This window comes from Embleya sp. NPDC020630, assembly GCF_044334985.1.
Taxonomy (GTDB): domain Bacteria; phylum Actinomycetota; class Actinomycetes; order Streptomycetales; family Streptomycetaceae; genus Embleya.
In genome coordinates, this window is the sequence record NZ_JBIRUB010000010.1 from 325,256 (window position 1) to 346,773 (window position 21,518).

Below are 21,518 nucleotides of genomic sequence, written 5' to 3' on the forward strand. Positions count from 1 at the left end.
GGGACTCACCCGTCGGACGACGTCACGCCGAACGCGCCGACCAGTTCGTCGAACTCCGCCCGCACCAGGGGCGCGTGGGCGTCGGCGCCCGGCAGCACCCAGAACCTGTCCTCGCGGATCGCCGCGGCGACCTGTCCGCCGGCCTCCCTGGCGCTCATCGCCCCCGCCTGCGACCTGCGCATCGCGTCGATCACGTCCCGGGCGGACGGCGTCGGCCCGCCGTCCCCGGGCGTCTCGTCGTCGGCGTCCGCGACCGGGCGGGCGTTGACCCGGTCGAGCATCTCGGACCGCACCTTGCCCGGACACAGCAGCGACACCCCGACCGCGGTTTCGGCCAGTTCGGCACGAAGTCCCTTGGTCAGACCGACGATCGCGTGTTTCGTGGTGCTGTAGGGTCCGGTCATCGCGCCGCCGAGCAAGCCGCCCATCGACGCGGTGTTCACGATGTGCCCGCCTTCCGGTTGCGCGAGCATCAGCGGAACGAACGTGCGCACGCCATGCACGACGCCCCACAGGTTGACGTCCACGACCCACTGCCAGTCGACGAGTTCGGTCTCCCACTGCCTGTTCAACGTCCACACTCCGGCGTTGTTGCAGACGACGTCGACTCGTCCGAAGCCGGCCAGTGCGGCATCCGCCAGGGCCCGGACGGCGGCTGCGTCCCGCACATCGGTGGGCACCGCCGCCACCTCCGCACCGTCCGCCCTCAACAGCGCGGCGGCTTCCTCGAGCCGGGCCGTGTCCGTATCGGCCAGGACCACGCGCATCCCGTCGTCCGCCAGTGCCTGCGCGATGCCGTACCCGATCCCACCGGCCGCCCCGGTGACCACACCGACCCGTCCCGCAAGTTCCCGCATGCTGCCCTCCTCCCATCCGAACGCCCCGCGCCGGCAGCTCACCCGCGCGTCCACCGCTCCGCGGCCCGAGACCTCCACGCGCGGGTCCCGCACCCGTCGGGGCCGGACATCCGACCGGAATCGGCCGGCGAATCGCCCTCTCCCCCAGTGTTTCGGCCTCGTCAAATCCGGTGCCCCGTGACCGGTCACGGGAGGGTATCGACGGGTCCTCCGGCGATGGAGTCGCGGCACGCCAGGCACTCGCGGTCGGGGCAGCGGGTGATGCCCTGGTCCGCGACGATGGCCGCGGTCGCGGCGGCGAGCGTCTGCCGCGCGGGATAGGCCCGCCACCGCGATTCGCCGACGGCCACGGTGCGCGCGTAAGGGTGCAGGGTCCGCTCCAGTCGTGGGAATCCCTCGGAGCAGGATCCGACCTCGAACATGCTCACCCGGCCGTCGGCACTCCGAGCCCAGCGGCGGAACAGGCGGCGTCCCGACCGCTGTTCGGCCAGATGGAGCGCCGTCATGCGATTGAGTCCCACCCCGGCCAGGAGGATCTGCCCCTCGTGGGCGGCCAGTTCGCGGATCGGACCGTACACGTCGGTGGGGCTCTGCGCCGAGATCAGCTTGTCCGCCAGGGGGCCGAGCGCAGCGAACGAATTGAGCGGATGCGTACCGCGCACGATGCCGGGGCGACTGATCAAGGCCGCCGGGAGCATCCCCAGGCCCGGGCCGATGAGCCCGCAGTCGACGGTGTACACGGCGCTGTCCGGAAGGGGCGGCGTGGCGGGGAGCGTGGCGTAGTCGATGCCGTTGCGCGCGGGTCGCAAGGCGGCGGGGGCGGCCAGCTCGAAGTGGGGTTCGGTGAAACTCGGCACCACAACCGTGCGGCCGTTCGCCAACAGCGCGTCCAGTAGGGCATCCGCGCCACCGGCGACGGGCGCTCCGAAGGAGCGCAGCGAGGCGTGCAGCATGACCGGACGATCCGGCGGTAGCAGTTCGTCGGTCGCCTTGCCGAGATGTTCGGCCAGGATCATCGTGAACCTCCTCGAACGGGAACAATGGTGGGTCGACCGGTCGACCGGTCAGCCCTCAAGCAAGGTGCCAGGCGTCGACGATCCGGCCGTGCCGGAGTTCGTCCAGTGCTTCCCTGGTCGCCCGCGTCTGGGGGTGACCCTCGCCCAGGACCCGGCGACGGCGGTCGAGAACGGCCTCGTAGCCGGCCTCCGCCTCCGCCGCGCGGCCCCGACGGGCCGCGATCCAGGCAAGCTCGTGGCGGGTGAGCATCGTGCCGGGGTCGTCCTCACCGAGGATCCGCAGACGCAGGTCGAGGAGTTCGCGGTAGTCGGTCTCGGCCTCCGCCCACTCACCCTGCCGCGCGACGATCCAGGCGAGTTCGTGACGCGTGGCCAGGCTCTGCGGATGCTCGGAACCGAGTACCCGCGCACGGTCCGCGAGGACTGCCCGGAAGGCTTCGCGGGCCTCGCCGAGCCGGTCCTGGTTGGCAATCACCCAGGCAAGCTCGTGCCGTGTGGTCAGGATCCTCGGATCGTCCGGTTCCAGGACGCGGACACTGTCGCGCAGGACCATCCGATATCCCTCCTCGGCCTCGGCCCATGCCTGCCGGCAGCCGGCGATCCAGGCCAGTTCGTGGCGGCTGTCGAAAACCTCCGGGTCCTCGGCGCCGAACTCCCGCAGTCGGGTTCGAAGCACGCCCCGGTACAGGACTTCGGCCTCGGCCAGGTCGCCCCGGTCCGCGATCGCCCAGGCCAACTGGTGCTGTACCCGCAGCACCGCGGGATGCGCGTCGCCCAGCACGGCGCCGTGGGTCAGTGCACGCTCGCACACGACGCTCCCCGTCCGGCCGGCGCCGCTGCGGTTGAAGGCCCTGGCCATCCGCGCCGTGGTCTCCATGAGCCGGACCAGGTGCTCTCGGTCCACCCGCCCGGCCGTCGTCTCCAGCAGGCTCAACAGGTGGGGGCCGAGCCGCAGGAATTCCGGCCAGCTCTCCGGCCGGTCGTAGGGCAGACGGTCCACATCGGCGGCGAGAAGGGCGACCGCGGTGTGCCGGATCCGGTCCGCGTACGGTTCCGGTCCGTCCAGGCCGGCCCGGCCGGCCGCGGCGATCACGGGATGCACGGCGATACCCCCCTCGGAACCGCCCCGGATCAGGCCCACCTCCCGCAGCCCGCGCAGCGCTTCGTCCAGGCGCCGGCTCCGGGGGACGGTGTCGCCGTGGGCGGCGAGCAGACCGTCCAGGAGGTCGGCATCGAGCAGGCCGGCCGGGATCGTGGCGGAGGCGTAGCAGCCGGCCAGTTGCAGCAGCGGCCACGCCTGCGGGATTCCCCGCTGCGCCAGGCCGTACAGCGAGAGTTCCAGGACACGGGCCGTCGGTATCCCGGTGGACGCCGCGGCACGATGTCCGCGCGGGTGGGGTTCGGCCGCTGCATCGAGCATTTGCGCGTAGGCAGCGAACGTGCCCCCTGGCGCGGCCTGCACACGCAGGTGACTTCCCGCCAGATGCAGGCTCAGCGGGTGCCCGTCCAGACGGCGTGCCAGCGCCCTGGCCTGCTCCTCGTCGCCTGCCACGGGTGCCAGTTCGCGCAATATCCGGGCGGCGTCTGTCTCCTCCAGCCCGCCGACGGCCACCAGGCGGGCCGCCCGCCACATCCGCGGATCGCTCTCCCGGGTGGTGACCAGCGCCGCTCCGTGCGCGGACGAACGCACCCAGCCCGTCAGGTCCTGGATCCCGGCCGGAGAGTTCCCGGCGGCCAACACGCGGGGATCGTCGGCCTCGTCGAAGATGACCAGCCACCCGGGAGTCACGCCGTCGAGCAGCCGCCAGAACCGGTCCGCGGCGTCCGCCGACCCCCGGGCGATTGCCCGGAGGTCGTGCGGCGCTCCACCCAACTGCCCCGCCACCACCATCAGATCCCGCGACATCGTGACCGGATCGACGGCCGAGATCCACCACACCCGCTCACCCATGGCCCGGACGTGCTCGGCCACGGCCTCGGCCACTCTCGTCTTGCCCGCACCGCCCGGTCCGGTCAGCACCGTGGGCCGCCGCCGTGAACCGCGCGTCGACGCCAGCAAGTCCTTCAGCAGCGCGCGGCGGCCGTGGAATCCGGCCGGTCCTCCGCGATTGCGATCTCCGGCCCTGTCCTTGAGCCGCCGCAGCCTGGCCTCCAGGCCGTCGTCGGTGATGTGCTCCTCGACGATCTCGCTGATGGAATTCAGCCGTTCCCGCAGGGAGTCGGCCACGCTGTGCTCGTCATCTCGGGTCACTGCACTTCCTCCTCTCCCTCGGGCGAACCGGTTGTCGGGGGTTCCCATCGCCGGCGCAACAGCTTCTTGCCCTGAAAGGCGATCTGTCGGACGTTGTTGGGAGTTTTGCGAAGAATCCCGGCGATCTCTGTCGGCGTATAGCCTTCGGCGATCAAGTGCATCACCTGCCGCTGCGCCGGAGACAGACCTTCAAGGACGCTCGAGACGAACTGCCGGTCCTCCAAGTCCGTCAACGCCGATTCGTCGGCCACCAACGCCGGTTCGACCTCTTCCAGCGGGATCGTCCGCGCACGGCGTCGCTCGTTCTTGCACCGGTTCTTCGCCGCCTTCATCGCATAAGCCCGCGGATGACGCACGTAGTCGGGGTCCGACTCCGGGAGGTTCCAGCGCTCGAAGAGCTTTTCCATCGCGTGGGCGACCCACTCCTCCGCGTCGGCTCGACAAACCTCCTCCATGAGCATCAACGCCTTCACGAATCGCCGGTATTCGGTACGGAAGAAGTCGTCGAAGCCGTCCGGATAGCGCAGTTCCCGAGCCGCCCCGGGGTTGTCCGCGTCGAAGTCCTCCCCCTCACCGCACACCCGATCCCTCCCGGAGCAACCGCCCACTTCGGCCCCGGGCCCGCACCAGCCGCCCCGGCGCCCGACTTTCCCCCGCGACCACCGCCGCCAAGCCCGGCGCGTCGCCGCCCGCCAAGACGGGACTCCGGTCACCCGAATCCACTCGGTCACCCCCTCACGTCGCCGACTTCTTCGATCGACCCATAAGAGCGTCGGACGGCCCGATACGTTAAAACCCCAGATCACGACACCGTGCCGGGATCGACGCGGAGGCCGGCGACTCCGGCGCCGACGATGACGACGAGGGCGTTCTCTCGTGTCTCAGCCATGGTGTTCCGGGGCTCCAGGGTTGCCGGCCGGGCGGGGTCGGCGTGCAGGAGGTCGGTGACGGTGCGCAGTCGGTCGTCATCCGGTTCGGGCAGGTGCAGGGACTGGGCCGGGGTGTCGGACAGTTGATGCGCAGGCGGGAGCGGGCCGGACGGTGGCGTTCGTTCCGCGGGTACCGGAGACTCGGCCCGGCGGCCACGCCCATGTCCTCGTCCATGTCCATGTCCACGTCCATGTCCACGTCCCGACTCCGCTCACCGCACACCCTGGAATCAAGACTCTGGAATCCAGATTCCAGTCAAGGTGACCGCAGCCCCCCAACGGGTCAACCCGAGCGCGGGGGCGTGGCATCGTCGCGATTGCCGTGGATGCCGCCTTCGGGGTCCGGGTGCGTGGCGTACGGGTTCGGCTCGTCGTCCGCGAGTACGCCCACGAAGGGTTCGCCCTCGCCCGCGAACGTGTACGCGCCGCCTTCGATGCGCTCGATCAGGCCACGCGTCCACGCCGCGCCGGCGTCGGCCGAGTGCACCCACATGTTCATGATCTCGCCGATGTGCCCGAGTTGTTCGAGCCCCTCCGCCGGCGTGTAGTACTCGGTGACCGAGGACCGCCACCGCCGAAGTCCCGCGACCCTCTCCTCCAGGAGTGCGACCACCTCGGCCCGCGGCAGGTCGACGATGAAACCGATGCCGGCCGAGAGCACGTCGGTCTTCTGCTCGTGCGAACGCAGGGCCTCGCGAAGCAGGGTGAAGTACTCCTCGGTTCCCTTGTCGTTGATCTCGTACTCGACACGCGGTGGGCCGCCGACGGTGCTCGGGGCCACGTCGTGCGCGACGAGGAGTCCCTGCTTCGCCATCTGCTTGAGCGCGTGATAGATCGAGCCCGGCTTGGCGTTGGACCACTCGTGGGCCCCCCAGAACTCCAGGTCGTTGCGGACCTGATATCCGTGCGCCCGTCCGTGCTGACGGACCGCGCCGAGGATCAGCAGCCGGATCGCTGACATGCGATCTCCTTTCCGGGCAATTTTTACCGATATCACTATACAAGTTTGACTAGCGGGCGCGGCGCCGGCCGTCGTCGCACCGTAATCAAGTTTGACTAGCCGATGGAGGACGTCATACCTTGCCTCTAGTCAAGTTTGACCACTGACCCTGAGGGAGGCCGACTTGTCCGCCTACGATCCGGCGATCGTCGTCGAAGGACTGCGCAAGAGGTACGGGGACAAGCAGGCCCTCGACGGCTTGGATCTCACCGTCCGCGCCGGGACCGTGCAGGGGATTCTCGGCCCGAACGGCGCCGGCAAGACCACGGCCGTACGCATCATGTCCACGCTGCTGCGCCCCGACGAGGGACGTGTCGAGGTGGCGGGAATCGACGTCCGGACCCGGGCCGCCGAGGTGCGCTCACGCATCGGGCTGCTCGGCCAGAACGCCGCGGTCGACGAAGAGCTCGGTGGCCGTCAGAACCTGGAGATGTTCGGCCGCCTCCACCGTCTCGGCGCCCGCCGCGCCCGCGTCCGGGCCGACGAGCTCCTGGCCCGGTTCGGGCTCGCGGACACCGGCGACAAGGCCGTCACGCGGTACAGCGGCGGCATGCGGCGACGGCTCGACCTGGCGGCGTCGCTCATCTCCCGGCCGCAGGTGCTCTTCCTGGACGAGCCCACGACCGGGCTCGATCCCCGCGGCCGCGCGGAGGTGTGGAACGCGGTGCGCTCGCTGGTGGGCGGCGGCACCACCGTCCTGCTGACCACGCAATACCTCGAGGAGGCCGACCAGTTGGCCGATCGGATAGCGGTGATCGACCACGGAAGGGTCATCGCGGAGGGTACGGCGGACGAGCTGAAGTCCGAGACCGGCGGTGACCGCATCGACGTGGTCCTGCGCGACGCGGCCCAGGTGGCACGTGCGGCCGCGCTCCTGCCCGGCGACGTGGTGGTCGACGAGGACCGGCGCATGGTCGGTGCCTCGATCACCGACCGGATGGCCGCGCTGACCGAGACCGTGCGGGTGCTGGCGGCGGCCGGCATCGAGGCCGAGGACATCGTGGTACGCCGACCGACGCTCGACGAGGTCTTCATGCACCTGACGAAGGAGGACGCCATATGAGCGCGATTCACGGCGCGGGCACGGCGCACGGTACGGGTTCGAGGCTGGGCTGGGCGGCCGTCGACTCCTGGACGATGACCCGGCGCGAACTGGCCCGCTGGGCGCGCCAACCCGTGCAGGTGGTGGTCGGCCTGGTCTTCCCGGTGATGATGCTGCTGATGTTCGGCTACCTGATCGGCGGCGGCCGGGGCGTCGCCGGGGACTTCCGGGCCTACCTGGTGCCCGGCATGCTCACCATGACCATGGCGTTCGGCCTGGAGGCGACGATGCTGTCGGTCACCCGGGACCTCGACAAGGGGGTCATCGACCGGTTCCGCTCGATGCCCATGAACTCCGGCGCGGTCCTGGTCGGACGGAGCATCGCCGACATGTTGCAGTCGGTGGTCGGCCTGATCGTGATGATCGTGGTCGGATACGCCGTCGGCTGGCGCACGCACGAGGGATTCGCCTCCTTCCTCGGCGCGGTGGGACTGCTGCTGTTGCTGCGGTTCGCGATGTTGTGGGTCGGCATCCACCTGGCGATGGTCGCGGGCAGGCCGGAACTGGTGCAGGCGGTACAGATCCTGGTCTGGCCGCTCGGTTTCCTCTCCAACGCCATCGCCACGCCCGAGTCGATGCCGTCGTGGCTGGGCGCGATCGTGGAGTGGAACCCGATGTCGGCCACGGCCACGGCGGTACGCGATCTGTTCGGCAACCCGGGCGCGGGCGGTGACTCCTGGGCCGCGACCCACGCGGAACTCCTCGCGGTGGCCTGGCCGGTGGCGCTGATCGCGGCATTCTCCCCACTGGCGATCAAGCGCTTCCGCGACCTGAGCCGATAGGGCGTGTCGGGGCGGCGGCCAAGGCGCGGCGCCATGCGCCGGGGCGGACGAGGGAGGCGAAGTGTTCGGCGGGTTCGCCGGGCATGTCGACGGCGTCGGGTTCGAGCAGCCACTGCACCTGGAGGCCGTCCATCAGCGCGACGCAGGCGCGGGCGGACCGCTCGGGGAGCACGCCGGCGCGTAGTTCGCCCTTGCGGCCCGCGTGTTCCAGGGCTTCGGTGATCCGGGTGCGGACGCGCCGGTAGCGGGCGACGAAGTACGGGTGGGCAGGGTGGTCGGCGGCGGTCGCCTCGGCGGAGACGACGCAGTACAGCTCGACGATGCCGGGGTGGCGCGCGTTGTAGCGGGCCAGTCCCACCAGGCCGACGAGGGTGTCCAGGCCGGTGATGCCGTAGCGGGTGGCGACGCGGTGCGCGATGGCCTCGCGGTGTTCGAGTACGGCGGTGAGCAGCGCTTCCCTGCTGTCGAAGTGGTGCACATCCCGGCCGGGCTCATTCCGACCAGCTTGGCGATCTCGCGGACCGCCCCGGCCCGATAGCCGGATTTGGCGAACGCGGCCAGGGCGGCGTCCAGGATCTCGGTGCGCCGCGCCTCGGTCTTGGCGTAGGTACCGCGCCCTCGGCCCGCGGTGCGGGCCGGGGGCGCGGCGGGGGTGGCCGCCGTGCCGGGGGACACGGTCACACGCTGTCTCGTTGCCTTCGCTGCGTCCGGGGTGCGTGACGCGTCACGCGAGGCGTTGCGCCAAGGCGCGTCCGGCGGCGCGGCCGGAGAAGATGCAGCCGCCGAGGAAGGTGCCCTCCAGGGCGTTGTAGCCGTGGACGCCGCCGCCGCCGAAGCCGGCTGCCTCGCCTGCCGCGTACAGGCCCGGGATCACCTCGCCGTCCGGGCGCAGCGCCCGTGCGTCGAGGTCGGTTTCGAGGCCGCCGAGGCTCTTGCGGGTGAGGATGTGCAGGCGTACGGCGATCAGCGGACCGTGTGCGGGGTCGAGGAAGCGGTGCGGTTTGACCACGCGGGTGATCTTGTCGGGCAGGTAGGCGCGGGCGTTGCGGATGGACATCAGTTGCAGGTCCTTGCCGTACGGGTTGGCCGCCTCGCGGTCGTGGGCCAGCACCTCGCGCTCGATGTCGGCGTAGTCGAGCGGGGTGTCGGGTGTGAGCGCGTTCATCCCGTCGACGAGGGCGCGCAGGTCGTGGCGGACCACGAAGTCCTCGCCGTGGTCGAGGAATGCCTGTACCGGGCCGGGGGCGCCCTTCTTGACGCGGGAGAGGGCGAGTTTGAGGTCCTTGCCGGTGATGTCGGGGTTCTGCTCGGACCCGGAGAGCGCGAACTCCTTCTCCACGATGGTGCGGGTGAGCACGAACCAGGTGTGGTGGTGTCCGGTGGCGCCGATGTGGCGCAGTGTGGCGAGGGTGTCGTGGCCGGGGAACAGCGGGGCGGGCAGGCGTTTGCCGGTGGCGTCGAACCACAGCGAGGACGGGCCGGGGATGATCCGGATCGCGTGGTCGGGCCAGATGGGGTCCCAGTTCTTGATGCCCTCGGTGTAGTGCCACATGCGGTCGCGGTTGACCAGGGACGCCCCGGCGCGTTCGGCGGCGTCGAGCATCCGGCCGTCGACGTACGCGGGCACCCCGGTGATCATCTCGGCCGGGGCGGGGCCGAGCCGGTCGACCGGCCAGTGTGCGCGGACCCGTTCGTGGTCGCCGCCGATCCCGCCCGAGGTGACCACGACGGCCTGGGCGCGCAGTTCGAAGTCCCCGGCCGCCTCGCGCGAGGAACGCGCGCCGCGCGGCGCGTCGTCGGGTACGAGTACGGTCCCGCGCACACCGGTGACCGCGCCGTCCTCCACCACCAGGTCGTCGACCCGGTGCCGGAACCGGAAGTCCACCAGGCCGCGTTCGGCCGCCGCGAGCACCGGTTCGCGAAACACCCGCACCACCTCGGGGCCGGTGCCCCAGGTCAGGTGGAACCGCGGTACGGAGTTGCCGTGCCCGGTCGCGGTGCCGCCGCCACGCTCCGCCCACCCGACGGCGGGGGTCAACCGCAGGCCGAGTCCGTGCAGGTAGGCCCGCTTGGCCCCGGCGGCGAAGTCGACGTACGCCTCGGCCCACCGGCGTGGCCACCGATCCTCACGTTCTCGATCGAAGCCCGCCGAGCCGAGCCAGTCGGCGAGGGCGAGTTCCCGCGAGTCCTTGATCCCCATACGGCGCTGCTCGGGACTGTCCACCAGGAACAACCCGCCCAGCGACCAGAACGCCTGGCCGCCCAGGTTGGCCTCGTTCTCCTGGTCCACCACGATCACCCGCCGCCCAGCGCGGGTGAGTTCGTACGTGGCCACCAAGCCGGCCAGGCCGGCACCGACGACGATGACGTCCGCGTGGTCGATCACAGCGGAACCTCCATGGTGAATCTCGGGTGAACGCGACGCGCGTGGACGCGAAGCCATGCGGGAATCATCGCCCCGCCGCACCGGGGGCAGGAAGGCAACCCACCGGGAACCGGCCGACGCGGACGGGGCGGCACCCGGCCGGCACGGCGTCCGCCCCGCCGCTCCCCCGGCGCCGCCCGGCCCGTCGCGGATCCCCGGAAAGGCCGGGCGGACAACGGATCGCAGGTGATGCGGGATCGACTCTCGACGCCGGGTGCGGCCGGACGTACGGTGCGGGTGTGGAGGATGTGGATTTGCGGGGCGTCGAGGCGATGCTCGTGGACTGGGACGGCACCGTCGTCGATTCCCAGCCGACGAATTTCCGGGCTCTGCGCGAGGTGTTGGCCTCGGTCGCCGGTGTGGTCCTGGACGAGGGCTGGTATCGGGCGCGGTTGGGAACGTCGGTCGACGGTCTCCTCGCCGAACTCGGCATCTCGGTGCACACCGACGACGTGCTCGAGCGGTGCGGGGCGGTTCTGGTCGAACGGGCGCATCTGTTGCGTACGTTCCCGGAGGTCGTGGCGCTGGTGCGGCGGGCTCGGGGGCTCGGGCTGCCGTGTGCGGTGGCCTCCGGCGGCGGCGGGCTCGTGGTGCGGGCGGGCATCGCGGCGGTGGGGCTCGGGGAGCTGTTCGACGAGGTGGTCGTGCGCGAGGACGTGGGCCGCGGAAAGCCGGCCCCGGACCTGTTCCTGGAGGCCGCCCGGCGCTTGGCGATCCACCCGGCGGGGTGCCTGGTGGTCGAGGACGCGGACGAGGGCGTGGCGGCGGCGCGGGCCGCGGGGATGCGGGTGCTCGACGTGCGCGGCAGGGTCACGTCGCGCTGGTGAGTCGGCGCCGGGTCGACGCGGACGACCCGCCACGAACCGGCGGACGTGGACGAGGGTGACCGTGGTGAAGGCCACGTGCGATCGCCCGGGGTCGGTGTCCGGGCCGGGCCGGCCGACCTCCGCCGGTGCTTCGACCACGACTCGGCAAAAACGCCCGGGGCAGCGTCGAGGCCCGGCCGGCGCGGACCACCCGCGTGTCTCGTGGACGTGCCGAAGTCCGGAGGGGACAGGCAATGGGCGCCTCTCCGACCCCTGCTGCGTCCTCGACCGCGTGCGGGTGGTCCGCGAAGGACGAGATGGTCAGCCCGGATGCCCGGCGCGGGTGCGGGGTCGGGCGGGGGTCACAGCTTGAAGGCCCCGCGTGGGTTGACCGTGACCAGGTCCACGGCCGTTTCCATCGCCTCGTCCTCGTCGAGTCGGTGTTCGGCGACCAGTTCGGCGAGGTAGCCGCAGTCCAGGCGCCGTGACATGTCGTGGCGGGCGGGGATGGAGCAAAAGGCCCGGGTGTCGTCGACGAAACCGGACGTCCGGGCGAATCCCGCCGTCTCGGTGACCGCGCGGCGGAACCGGCGGATGGCGTCGGGGGCGTCGAGGAACCACCACGGGGCGCCCGCGTAGACCGAGGGGTAGAAGCCGGCCAGCGGGGCGATCTCCCGGGTGAAGACGGTCTCGTCGAGGGTGAACAGGATCAGGTGGAACCCTTCGGCGGTTCCGTACCTGTGCAGGAGCGGACGCAGGGCGTCGGTGAACTCGGCGCGCAGCGGGATGTCGTGGCCGGTGTCCGGGCCGTACCGGTGGTGGGTGGGCGCGTGGTGGTTGCGGCGCACGGACGGGTGCAGGGTCATCACGAGGCCGTCGTCGCAGGACATGCGGGCCATCTCCAGGAGCATGTGCCGACGGAAGGCCACGCCCTCGGCCTCGCTCGCCGTGCCCTGCAGGGCCGCCCGGTAGATGCGGGCGGCCTCGCCGTCGGTCAGCGGTTCGGTGCCCACGTCCGGGTGGCTGTGGTCGGCGGACGTGGCGCCGTGCGCGATGAAGTGGCGTCGGCGGTCCTCCAACGCCCGGATGTAGCCGTCGTAGTCCGAGGTGTCGATGTCCGCGGCCTCGCCCAGGCGCGCCACGGCCGCCGCCCAGTCCGCACCGGGTTCCAGGTAGCGGTCGGGGCGGAAGGTGGGCAGGACCCGCGCCGTCCAGTCGGGGTCGGCGGCCAGTGCCCGGTGGGCCGCCAGATCGTCCGCGGGGTCGTCGGTGGTGGCCAGCACCTCGATGCCGAAGCGGCGGAACAGCGCCCGAGGGCGGTAGGCCGGTTCGGCCAGGCGCGCGGCGATCGTGTCGTAGATCCGGTCGGCCGTGGCCGGGGCGGGACGTTCGGTCACGCCGAAGATCTCGACGAGTTCCGCCTCCATCCAGTAGCGGACGGGGGTACCCCGGAAGGCGGTCCAGTGCGCACACATCGCGCGCCACGCCCGACGGGCCTGCTGTTCGGCCAACGGCCCCTGCCCCACCCCGAGTTCGTCCAGCGGGACACCACAGGCGTGCAGCAGGCGCGTGACGTAGTGATCGGTGGAGATCAGCAGGCTCGCCGGATCGTTGAACGGCTGGTCGTCGACCAGCAGGCGAGGGTCCACGTGACCGTGCGGCGACAGGATCGGCAGGTCGCGAACGGCTTCGTAGAGCCGGCGGGCGACGGCGCGCGTCGGTGCGTCGACGGGCAGGAGCCGGTCGGGATGGAGTGAGGAGGGCATACCCCGAATGGTCGTCCGCGGCCCGAGAACACGGCAATCGGTTGTCATGTGTTGCCGCGACGCGGGACTCGTTCCCGGCCGACCCCTACGTCGCGCACCCGGCCGCCGGCGTGACCGGTGCCGCGATCTGCGCGGCCAGGTGCCCGGCTCCGAAGCCGTTGTCGATGTTGACGACCGCGACCCCGGGGCTGCACGCGTTGAGCATGGACAGCAGCGGCGCCAGGCCGCCGAAGGCCGCTCCGTAGCCGACGGAGGTCGGCACCGCGACGACAGGTGCCGCCACCAGCCCCGCCACCACACTGGGCAGCGCGCCGTCCATGCCGGCGGCGACCACCACGACCCGGGCGGAGCGCAGCAGATCGAGCATGCCGATCACGCGGTGCAGTCCGGCCACGCCCACGTCCACGGCCGATTCGCAGCGCCGGCCCAGGTAACGCGCGGTCAACTCGGCCTCCAGCGCCACCGGGAGGTCCGAGGTACCCGCCGCCAGCACCACCACGAGACCCCCCTCCGGGGCCGGCGGTACGGGCGGCCACACCAGCAGTCGGGCCTGCGACTCGTGCCGGGCGTCCGGCAGTTCGGCGAGCACCGCCCGCGCGTGCTCGGAACCGGCGCGGGTGAACAGGGCCGGGCCCCGGCCGTGCTCGCGCAGCTCGGCGGCGATCGCGCCCACCTGCTCCGGAGTCTTCCCCTCGCAGAAGATCGCCTCCGGATATCCCCTGCGGTCGATCCGCTCGTGGTCCAGACGTGCGAACGATTCGGTCGTTTCAGCCATGGCGAACTCCGATCAGGGACAGCGTGAAGGCACCCGACTGCGGGCCCGCGAGGTCGACGGCGACCATCCGGAACCCGGCGGCCCGGACCACCGCCAGGGCCGCCTCGCGCAGATCGCCCGCGAGCGCCGCGATCTCGGCGACGGGTACCTCGACCCGCGCGACGTCGCCGTGGTGGCGGACCCGGCAGTCACTGAACCCCAGCCCCCGCAGGCCCCGTTCCGCCGCCTCGACCTGACCCAGCTTGTCCGGGGTGACCTCGCTGAAGTGCGGGATCCGCGACGCCAGACAGGGCGCGGCCGGCTTGTCCGCGCACGGCAGGGCCAGTGCGGCGGCGATCCGGCGGACCGCCGCCTTGTCCAGGCCCGCGTCGGCGAGCGGGCGCAACACCCGGTGGCGCACGGCGGCCTCGGCACCGGGGCGATCGGCGCGCAGCACGTCGTCGGCGTTCTCGCCGTAGGCGACGGCCGTCAGACCGTGCGCCCGGACCACCTCGGCGGAAATACGGGCGAACAACTCGTTCTTGCAGTGGAAACACCGATCGGGGCCGTTGGCCCGGTACGCCGGCAGGTCGCCCTCATGGGTTTCGACCTCGACCACGCGCGCCCCGATCGTCGCGGCGACGTGCAGGGCCGCCGTGTGCTCGTCCGCGGCGAGGCTGGGCGAGACGCCGAGCACGGCGACCACGCGGGCGGCGCCCAGCGCGCGCACGGCCAGGGCCAGCAGCACGGAGGAGTCCACGCCTCCGGAGAAGGCCACCCCGAGCCGGCCGGGTGTGTGGAGCAGTGCGCCGACGCGGTCGACGGCCGCGCCGTCGGTGTCGGACAGTCCCGGGAGCATGACGTGCTTCTCCTGTTCGAGGTTGGTTCGCCGATGTGCCGCCGTCGGGGTCGTGGCGCAGGTCCGCGCCGCATGTCCGCGCCTGCGACGACGACTTCGGTCAGCCGAGTTCCCAGGCCCGCGCGGTGAGCGCCTCGACCAGTTCGGTGTCCCCGGCCAGGGCGGGATCGAGGAAGGCCAGCACCTCGGGCACGGCCTCGGCCGGTGATCCGGTGAGCACCGGCGCGGCGCCGTCGCGTACCGGGATCCCGTTCTTTCCCAGCAGGTGCAGCATCCACGCGGCGACGACGCGAGTCGCGCCGGGCGGCACCGCACCGGACGCCCGCTCGGCGTAGAGCGTGGGAAGTACGCGCACCGGGATCTTCTGCGCCCCGTCCTCGGCGATCTTGGCGAGGGTGTGTCGGATGCGCGGGTTCGCGAATCGGTCCGTCAGCGCGTCCCGGTAGGTGGTCAGCACGGTTTCCGGGAAGTCCAGGTGGGCCGACGCCTCGTCCCACCATTCGCGCGCCCAGACCCGGCAGACCGGATCGGCCACGGCCTCGGCGACGGTGGCGTGCCCACGCAGCGGCGCCGCGTACGCCAGCAGCGAGTGGGCGCCGTTGAGCAGCGACAGTTTGCGTTCCTCGTACGGCGTGACGTCGGCGACGAAGCGGGCCCCGGCGTCCTCCCAGCGGGGCCGCCCGGCCGGGAACTCGCCGCTGAGCACCCACTCGGTGAACGGCTCGGTGACGACGGGGGCTTCGTCGAGGCGCCCGGTCGCGTCGCGCACGGCCGCCACGTCCTCCGGGGTGGTCCACGGGGTGATCCGGTCGACCATGGTGGCGACGTACGAGGCGTGCGCGGCGGCCTCGCGCCATTCGGGGCGCCCGATCGTATCCGCCAGTTCGCCGATCATTCGCGCGGTGACCTCGCCGTTGCCCGGCAGGTTGTCGCACGGCACGACGGCCACCGGCCCGCCGCCCGCGCGCCGCCTGGCGGCCAGCCCGGCCAGCAGCCGCGCGGCGACCGTCGACACCGGGGCCGTTCGATCGGCGCGCAGCGCGGCGATGTCGGCGCTCACGTCGGCGCGTCGGGTGTCCAGGCCGCCCCCGGGGGCGCGGGTGTACGCCGCCTCGGTGACCGTGAGGGTGACCACGGCGAGTTCCGGCCGCCGCCAGTGCTCCAGCCACGCGGCGTGGTCGCCGCCGGGGTGCGCGGAGGTGAGCGAACCGACCACCTCGAGGCGGTCGCGGTCGGGACCGCGGGTGACCAGCGTGTAGAGCCCGTCCTGGGCGGTCAGCCGCTCGGCGACCGTGGTGCTGCGCCCGGTGAACGCCGCGATCCCCCACCGGTCGGCGTCTCCGGCGTGCTCGGTGTACCAGGCCTGATGGGCTCGGAAGAAGCCGCCCAGGCCGAGATGGAGCATGCGCACCGGCGCGGCGGGGCGTGCGTCGACCGCGCGGGACAGCGGTCGGGTCGTGGGTCGGGGGCTTGGCATGACGGCATGTTCGCCGCCGCCGGCTCGGCGCGGCAACCGGTTGCCATGTGTTGCCCCGGGCACTTGCACCACGTCGCACACCATGGTCCTCTGGCCGCCATGACAGCACAGATCGGTGGACCGGGCACCGTCCTGCCCGAGGACCGGGTGCGAGCCTTCGTCGCCGAGCAGCTGGCGGGCGAGGACCTCGACGGCCGGAGCGTTTGCCTGGTGGTACCCGACGGCACCCGCAGCTGCCCGCTTCCGCTGCTGCTCTCCGCGGTGCACGAGGCGCTGTACGGCCGGGTCTCCCGGTTGACGGCGCTGGTCGCGTTGGGTACGCACGCGCCGATGGGCGAGGCCGAACTGGCCGCCCACATCCCGCCGTTGCCCGGCATGACCGTGCTCAACCACGAGTGGTGGGAGCCGTCGACGTTCGCCTCGGTCGGCACGATCGGCGCCGACCGGGTGGCCGAGTTGTCCGGCGGGCTGCTGCGCCAAGAGGTCGACGTACGCCTGAACCGCGCCGTCGTGGAGCACGACGTGGCCCTGGTCGTCGGCCCGGTCTTCCCGCACGAGGTGGTCGGCTTCTCCGGCGGTGACAAGTACTTCTTTCCCGGCGTCGCGGGCGCCGACATCATCGACCTGTCGCACTGGCTCGGGGCCCTGATCACCAGCGCGGAGATCATCGGCACGCGCGGCATCACCCCGGTGCGCGCGCTGATCCACGAGGCGGCGGCGCTGATCCCGAGCCGTCGGCGCGCGTTGTGCGTGGTGGTCGAATCCGGCACCGGGGCGCTGCACGCGATGGCGTACGGGACCCCGGAGGCGGCGTGGTCGGCGGCGGCCGACGTGTCCGCGCAGGTGCACGTCCGCTACCTGGACGCACCCGTACGGCGGGTGGTGTCCGTGATCCCGGAGAAGTACGAGGACATCTGGACCGCGGCGAAGGGCTTCTACAAGCTCGAACCGGTCGTCGCGGACGGCGGCGAGGTCATCCTCTACGCGCCGCACGTGCGCACGATCGCCGCGATGCACCCGGAGATCGAGGAGATCGGCTACCACTGCCGCGACTATTTCACCAAGCAGTGGGACCGCTTCAAGCACCTGCACTGGGGCGTCCTTGCGCACTCCACCCACCTGCGCGGGGCGGGTACGTACGACGAAGAGCACGGCGAGCGCTGCCGGTTGACCGTCACCCTCGCGACGGGCATTCCCGAGGACGTCGTCCGCGGCGCGAACCTGGGCCATCTGGACCCCGCCGCGGTGGACTTCGCGGCGCTCGCGGCCGATCCGGACACCCTCGTCGTGCCGCAGGCCGGCGAGATCCTGCATCGGTTGCGCCCGTGAGGGCCGCGTGGATCGACGCGTCCGCCGGCATCGCCGGGGACATGCTGCTCGCCGCCCTCGTCGACGCCGGGGCCGCGTTGAGCACCGTGCGCGCCGCGGTGGAGGCCGTGGTCCCCGGCGAGGTGCGCCTGGAGCAGACGCAGGTCACGCGAGCCGGGATGCGGGCGACGCGGATCGACGTGACGCCGAGTGCGCACGACCACGCACACCGCACGTGGCGGGACGTACGCCGCCTCATCGAGCAGGCTCCCCTGGCCGATCCGGTGCGCACGTCGGCGCTGGCCGCCTTCGCCCGCCTCGCCGTCGCCGAGGCGCACGTACACGGCACCACCACGGAGGAGGTGCACTTCCACGAGGTGGGTGCCTGGGATTCCATCGCCGACGTCGTCGGGGTGTGTGCCGCGCTGCACGACCTCACCGTGACCGAACTGACGGCGGGACCCGTGGCGTTGGGCTTCGGCCGGGTCGAAACCGCCCATGGCGAGCTTCCCGTCCCCGCTCCCGCGGTGGCCGAACTAGCCGCCGAGTGGCAGGTGTTCGCGGGCGGCGAGGGCGAACTCGCCACCCCGACGGGCCTGGCGCTGCTCACCACGCTGGCCCGCGAGTGCTCGCCCCTGCCGCACCTGCGGCTGGAGCGCACCGGCGTCGGCGCGGGCAGTCGGGACATCCCCGGACGCCCCAACGTCACGCGCGTCTTCCTCGGCACCCCGGTCCCCGCGGCGACCGTCGACGCCGCCGCGGACGCCGCCGAAGCCGTCGTCCTGGAAACCAACATCGACGATCTGGACCCGCGCGCGTGGCCCAGCGTCCTGGCCTCTCTCATGGACGCCGGCGCCTCGGACGCCTGGCTGACCCCCATCCTGATGAAGAAGGGTCGCCCCGCGCACACGCTCTCCGTGCTGTGCCCACCACAGGGCGCCGATCCCCTGCGCGACGCCGTCTTCCGCCTCACCACCACGCTGGGCGTCCGCGAACGGCCGGTCCGCAAGACCGAGCTGCAACGAGGCTGGATGCACGTGGACGTGCTCGGCGACCGCCTCCCGGTCAAGGTGGGCCACCGCGGCGGCAGGATTTTCCAGGCGACCCCCGAGTACGCCCCCGCCGCCGCCCTCGCCGCCCGGCTCGGCCTTCCCGTGCACGTCGTCCTCGCCGCCACCACCACCGCCGCCCACCGGGCGGCCCTGACCACCGGCGCCCCCACCCCGCGCACGCTCGCCCCCGAACCGGCCTGAACCCGGGGCGCCGCCGCGCGGTGGTGGCGGCGTCGAAACGGGGTACAGTGCGCTGCCTCCACCATCCCGTGGGCGGCCACGGCGTCGTCCGACCACCGGTGTCGCCGCCCCGGACCTGGGGTTTCCCGCGAGAACGGAAGTGAGATCGGGTGAGCGAGCGTGACGGCGCCCCGAACGCCCCGAGCGCGTCGAGCGCACCGACCGGCGGGAAGGCGCCGACGATCTACGACGTCGCCCGGGCCGCGGGGGTGGCCGCGTCCACCGTGTCCCGGGCGTTCGCCCGGCCCGGCCGGGTCAACGCGGCGACCGCGGAGCGCATCCGGCGAGTGGCGTCGGAGCTGGGCTACCGGGTCAATCCGTTGGCGTCGGGGCTGCCCACCGGCCGTACCTCGATGCTCGCGCTGGTGGTCTCCGACGTGACCAACCCGTTCTACGCCGAGATCATTCGGGGGGCCGAGTCGGCCGCCGCCGAGGCCGGCTTCGTACTCCTGCTGATCGACGCCCAGGAGAACGACCGGGTGGAACGCGCCAGCCTGGAAAGGGCGTTGCCCGCCGTCGAGGGACTCGTCCTGGCGGGTACCCGGCTGTCGGACTCGGCCATCCGGATGACCGCCAAGCAGCGGCCGGTGGTCGTGCTCAACCGGGACGTCGCCGATGTCCCCAGCATCATCCTCGACAACCCGCACGGCATGCTCGTGACCGCGGAACACCTGGCCCGGCTGGGGCATCGCACGGTGACCTACGTGGCCGGCCCGGAGGCTTCGTGGGCGGACGGGATGAGGTTGCGGAGCCTGCGCGAGGCGGCGACCGGGCTGGGCCTGCGGGTTCAGCGTGTGGGCCCGTTCGCGCCGACGGTCGCGGGCGGTCGCGAAGCCGTCGACGCGCTCCCCGAGGACCTGCCGACCGCCGTCGTGGCGTACAACGACCAACTGGCGATCGGGGTCGTGCTCGCCCTCCAGGCGCGCGGCGTGCGAGTGCCCCGGGACGTCAGCGTGGTCGGCTTCGACGACATCTTCCCGACCCGCATCGTCCGTCCCGGGCTGACCACCGTCGCCGCCCCGCTGCGCGCCCAGGGACGGGCCGCCGTCGACGCGCTGCTGTCCTCGCGCGGCAAACCGGCACCGCGCACCGGCAAGCCGATGACCCTGCCGGTCAAGCTGGTCGTCCGCGACTCGACGGCCCGGGCCCGGCGCGGCCCGCGTGCGAGCGGGTAGAGCGGTACGCGGTCGCGGAGTCGGCTACCGCAGTGCGTCGTGGGCGGCGGGCGCGACCTCGGCGAGCCACGCGTCGGCGATCAGCCGGTGTCCCAGCGGGCTCGGATGCACCCCGTCCGGGGCCAGCTCCGCCGGTTCCCGCTCCTGCGCCGCGCGGGGCAGCAGGAGGTCGGCGCGCACCACCTGGGCCGCGTTGCGCGCGGCCGCCCGCAGCACGGCGTCGGTGCGCGGCGACAGGTCCTCGAACCAGCGTTCCTGGTCCGGCCCGACCGGGAGCAGGAACGGGGTGATCACGACCAGCCGCGCGGACGACTTCCGCGTGGTGACCGCGAGCAGCCGGTCCAGGCACGCCTCGAACTCGTCGACCGGACTGAGGAGGTCGCGGTCGTAGCGTCGCCAGGTGTCGTTGATGCCGATCTTGACCGTGACGACCGTGGGCCGGTGGTCCAGGACGTCGGTGCTCCAGCGGGATTCGAGGTCGTACACGCGGTGGCCGTTGATACCCCTGTTGACGACGCGGGGGCCGGGTCCGTCCTGCGCCCGCTCGCGCAGGGTCCGGGCGATCTCGTGCACGTATCCCCCACCGAGCGACGTGGGATCGGCGCGGTCGCGGCCCGCGTCGGTGATGGAGTCGCCGATGAACAGGAGCGTGTCGTCGTCCTTGAAGTGCATGCCTGCCGTCCTGGCGTCGATGGGTGGTCGGGCCGGCGGGACATCCCGCGCGTGGCCCGCCGGATCACGGTCTCGACCATGTCGGGTCGAGGGGTTCATCCTGCCGCGCGCCGCAGCGTCTCGGCCTCGCGCGCCAGCACCGCGGGGTCGTCGCCGGGGACGAACTCCAGGAGTGCCTCGACGCCCCGGCCCGCCTGTAGGGCGAGGGCCGCGACCCACAGGTCGCGGCGGTCCGCGAGCGGCAGCCGGTTGTTGCCCGGCCACCACGAGAAGACGTGCACGGCGGTGACCCGGTCGCCGAGTGCGACGAGCCCGGCCAGCGCTTCCTCGTCGGGGGTGTTCTGGGGCGGCTGCCAGTACGTGCGGACGTTGTCCGCGTCCACCTCGTCGAGCAGCCGAAGGGTCGAGGCGACGGTGTCGGTGAGCGTGTTGCCGTGGAATTCCGTCGCGAGTTCCAGGCCGTGGTCGGCGGCGATCCGGGCCGCCTCCCGCAGGCAGCGCACGGTTTCGTGCCGCTCGTCGGGCCGGGTCTCCCGCGATCCGGTCGCGCCCGCCCAGACCCGTATCCGGGGTGCCCCGAGCAGCACGGCGGCCCGGGCGACGGCGGGGAATTTGGCCAGTTCGGCGGGAGTGGCGCGAAAGTACGAGCCGTACGAGCAACAGACCAGCCCGTGGCGGGCGGAGACCTCACGGACCGCGCGCACGGCGCCGGGCCGCTCCGCCGGCGCGTGCACGTCCGCGCCCCACTCGATCACCTCCAGGCCCGCGTCGACCGCGAGGCGCACGACCTCGGCGGCGGGCAGCCGGCGAAAGGTGACCGAGCACAGGCCCGGACGGATCCGCCCGGCGTCCGACGCGGCCGACGGGCGGAGCGGGGGGTGGTCCGCCGCGCTCCGTTGGCTCTCCTCGGTCATGGCCCTGCCTTCCTGCGGTCGGCCTGTGGATGGTCTGCGGGGTGCGAAGCGGGGGTGCGAAGCGGGGGTGCGAAGCGGGGGTGCGAAGCGGGGGTGCGAAGCGGGGGTGCGAAGCGGGGGTGCGAAGCGGGGG

Annotated in this window: 19 protein-coding genes and 1 pseudogene; 6 read left to right on the forward strand and 14 right to left on the reverse strand. The window is 72.5% G+C overall.

Translation table 11 applies throughout. From position 1 onward, the window contains the following. Positions 1-5: 5 nt before the first annotated feature. From ACH4XV_RS31070 to ACH4XV_RS31090, 5 genes are all read right to left on the reverse strand, one after another. Positions 6-857 (reverse strand): SDR family NAD(P)-dependent oxidoreductase, encoded by an 852-nt coding sequence (locus ACH4XV_RS31070; RefSeq protein WP_395795578.1) that lies wholly within the window; start codon positions 855-857, stop codon positions 6-8. A 185-nt stretch (positions 858-1,042) separates the two neighbouring features. Continuing rightward, positions 1,043-1,873 (reverse strand): AAC(3) family N-acetyltransferase, encoded by an 831-nt coding sequence (locus ACH4XV_RS31075; protein WP_395795580.1) that lies wholly within the window; start codon positions 1,871-1,873, stop codon positions 1,043-1,045. Positions 1,874-1,928: 55 nt separating this feature from the next. Then, positions 1,929-4,124, reverse strand: coding sequence for a tetratricopeptide repeat protein (locus ACH4XV_RS31080; RefSeq protein WP_395795582.1), 2,196 nt, complete (start codon positions 4,122-4,124; stop codon positions 1,929-1,931). After that, positions 4,121-4,705, reverse strand: coding sequence for a sigma-70 family RNA polymerase sigma factor (locus ACH4XV_RS31085; protein WP_395795584.1), 585 nt, complete (start codon positions 4,703-4,705; stop codon positions 4,121-4,123). Before ACH4XV_RS31085 ends, ACH4XV_RS31080 begins: the two co-directional genes overlap by 4 nt. Positions 4,706-5,336: 631 nt before the next feature. Further along, positions 5,337-6,014, reverse strand: a complete 678-nt coding sequence (locus ACH4XV_RS31090; protein WP_395795586.1) for a PadR family transcriptional regulator — start codon at positions 6,012-6,014, stop codon at positions 5,337-5,339. 163 nt (positions 6,015-6,177) lie between these two features. Here ACH4XV_RS31090 and ACH4XV_RS31095 point away from each other — a divergent pair, with 163 nt between their 5' ends. Beyond that, positions 6,178-7,116 (forward strand): ATP-binding cassette domain-containing protein, encoded by a 939-nt coding sequence (locus ACH4XV_RS31095; protein WP_395795588.1) that lies wholly within the window; start codon positions 6,178-6,180, stop codon positions 7,114-7,116. Further along, the gene (locus ACH4XV_RS31100; protein WP_395795590.1) at positions 7,113-7,937 is read left to right on the forward strand and encodes an ABC transporter permease; all 825 of its coding nucleotides are present in this window, start codon (positions 7,113-7,115) and stop codon (positions 7,935-7,937) included. The genes ACH4XV_RS31095 and ACH4XV_RS31100 overlap by 4 nt, the downstream gene beginning before the upstream one ends. Here ACH4XV_RS31100 and ACH4XV_RS31105 read toward each other — a convergent pair. The 3 genes and pseudogenes from ACH4XV_RS31105 to ACH4XV_RS31115 all read right to left on the reverse strand — a co-directional run bounded on the left by ACH4XV_RS31105 (position 7,909) and on the right by ACH4XV_RS31115 (position 10,323). Further along, positions 7,909-8,415 carry a TetR family transcriptional regulator C-terminal domain-containing protein gene (locus ACH4XV_RS31105; protein ID WP_395795592.1) on the reverse strand — a complete coding sequence of 169 codons (507 nt, stop codon included), beginning with the start codon at positions 8,413-8,415 and terminating at the stop codon, positions 7,909-7,911. The two genes, ACH4XV_RS31100 and ACH4XV_RS31105, sit on opposite strands and share 29 nt — an antisense overlap. Before the next feature lie 47 nt (positions 8,416-8,462). Next, a pseudogene (locus ACH4XV_RS31110) lies at positions 8,463-8,618 on the reverse strand (hypothetical protein); the annotation flags it as partial. A 43-nt stretch (positions 8,619-8,661) separates the two neighbouring features. Then, entirely contained in the window at positions 8,662-10,323 is a 1,662-nt protein-coding gene (locus tag ACH4XV_RS31115; RefSeq protein ID WP_395795594.1) for an FAD-binding dehydrogenase, read from the reverse strand. 278 nt (positions 10,324-10,601) lie between these two features. On the opposite strand from ACH4XV_RS31115, the gene ACH4XV_RS31120 reads away from it, so the two are divergent. Beyond that, entirely contained in the window at positions 10,602-11,189 is a 588-nt protein-coding gene (locus tag ACH4XV_RS31120) for an HAD family hydrolase (RefSeq protein WP_395795596.1), read from the forward strand. 341 nt (positions 11,190-11,530) lie between these two features. Here the strand turns inward: ACH4XV_RS31120 and uxaC are convergent, their stop codons facing one another. The 4 genes from uxaC to ACH4XV_RS31140 all read right to left on the reverse strand — a co-directional run bounded on the left by uxaC (position 11,531) and on the right by ACH4XV_RS31140 (position 16,024). Beyond that, positions 11,531-12,934, reverse strand: coding sequence for a glucuronate isomerase (uxaC, locus tag ACH4XV_RS31125; protein ID WP_395795598.1), 1,404 nt, complete (start codon positions 12,932-12,934; stop codon positions 11,531-11,533). Between the two features lie 85 nt (positions 12,935-13,019). Further along, entirely contained in the window at positions 13,020-13,709 is a 690-nt protein-coding gene (larB, locus tag ACH4XV_RS31130) for a nickel pincer cofactor biosynthesis protein LarB (RefSeq protein ID WP_395795600.1), read from the reverse strand. Next, on the reverse strand, positions 13,702-14,547 hold the full coding sequence (locus ACH4XV_RS31135) for an asparagine synthase-related protein (protein WP_395795602.1): 846 nt from the start codon (positions 14,545-14,547) through the stop codon (positions 13,702-13,704). Before ACH4XV_RS31135 ends, larB begins: the two co-directional genes overlap by 8 nt. Positions 14,548-14,647: 100 nt before the next feature. Then, positions 14,648-16,024, reverse strand: coding sequence for a mannitol dehydrogenase family protein (locus ACH4XV_RS31140; RefSeq protein WP_395795604.1), 1,377 nt, complete (start codon positions 16,022-16,024; stop codon positions 14,648-14,650). Between the two features lie 99 nt (positions 16,025-16,123). On the opposite strand from ACH4XV_RS31140, the gene ACH4XV_RS31145 reads away from it, so the two are divergent. From ACH4XV_RS31145 to ACH4XV_RS31155, 3 genes are all read left to right on the forward strand, one after another. Next, positions 16,124-17,353: a lactate racemase domain-containing protein gene (locus ACH4XV_RS31145; protein WP_395795606.1), complete on the forward strand. Its 1,230-nt coding sequence runs from the start codon at positions 16,124-16,126 to the stop codon at positions 17,351-17,353. After that, positions 17,350-18,585, forward strand: coding sequence for a nickel pincer cofactor biosynthesis protein LarC (gene larC, locus ACH4XV_RS31150; protein ID WP_395795608.1), 1,236 nt, complete (start codon positions 17,350-17,352; stop codon positions 18,583-18,585). Before ACH4XV_RS31145 ends, larC begins: the two co-directional genes overlap by 4 nt. Before the next feature lie 149 nt (positions 18,586-18,734). Continuing rightward, positions 18,735-19,799, forward strand: coding sequence for a LacI family DNA-binding transcriptional regulator (locus tag ACH4XV_RS31155; RefSeq protein WP_395795610.1), 1,065 nt, complete (start codon positions 18,735-18,737; stop codon positions 19,797-19,799). Positions 19,800-19,823: 24 nt separating this feature from the next. On the opposite strand, the gene ACH4XV_RS31160 is transcribed toward ACH4XV_RS31155, so the two are convergent. Then, positions 19,824-20,471: an SGNH/GDSL hydrolase family protein gene (locus ACH4XV_RS31160; protein WP_395795612.1), complete on the reverse strand. Its 648-nt coding sequence runs from the start codon at positions 20,469-20,471 to the stop codon at positions 19,824-19,826. A gap of 95 nt (positions 20,472-20,566) precedes the next feature. After that, positions 20,567-21,385: a sugar phosphate isomerase/epimerase family protein gene (locus ACH4XV_RS31165; protein WP_395795614.1), complete on the reverse strand. Its 819-nt coding sequence runs from the start codon at positions 21,383-21,385 to the stop codon at positions 20,567-20,569. Positions 21,386-21,518 lie beyond the last annotated feature (133 nt).

Excerpts from the sequence above, each read along its gene's own strand:
- uxaC (WP_395795598.1), bottom strand. The coding sequence starts at position 12,934 with ATGCCCTCCTCACTCCATCCCGACCGGCTCCTGCCCGTCGACGCACCG.
- ACH4XV_RS31070 (WP_395795578.1), bottom strand. The coding sequence starts at position 857 with ATGCGGGAACTTGCGGGACGGGTCGGTGTGGTCACCGGGGCGGCCGGT.
- ACH4XV_RS31135 (WP_395795602.1), bottom strand. The coding sequence starts at position 14,547 with ATGCTCCCGGGACTGTCCGACACCGACGGCGCGGCCGTCGACCGCGTC.
- ACH4XV_RS31165 (WP_395795614.1), bottom strand. The coding sequence starts at position 21,385 with ATGACCGAGGAGAGCCAACGGAGCGCGGCGGACCACCCCCCGCTCCGC.
- ACH4XV_RS31145 (WP_395795606.1), top strand. The coding sequence starts at position 16,124 with ATGACAGCACAGATCGGTGGACCGGGCACCGTCCTGCCCGAGGACCGG.
- ACH4XV_RS31160 (WP_395795612.1), bottom strand. The coding sequence starts at position 20,471 with ATGCACTTCAAGGACGACGACACGCTCCTGTTCATCGGCGACTCCATC.
- ACH4XV_RS31100 (WP_395795590.1), top strand. The coding sequence starts at position 7,113 with ATGAGCGCGATTCACGGCGCGGGCACGGCGCACGGTACGGGTTCGAGG.
- larB (WP_395795600.1), bottom strand. The coding sequence starts at position 13,709 with ATGGCTGAAACGACCGAATCGTTCGCACGTCTGGACCACGAGCGGATC.
- ACH4XV_RS31075 (WP_395795580.1), bottom strand. The coding sequence starts at position 1,873 with ATGATCCTGGCCGAACATCTCGGCAAGGCGACCGACGAACTGCTACCG.
- ACH4XV_RS31140 (WP_395795604.1), bottom strand. The coding sequence starts at position 16,024 with ATGCCAAGCCCCCGACCCACGACCCGACCGCTGTCCCGCGCGGTCGAC.
- ACH4XV_RS31090 (WP_395795586.1), bottom strand. The coding sequence starts at position 6,014 with ATGTCAGCGATCCGGCTGCTGATCCTCGGCGCGGTCCGTCAGCACGGA.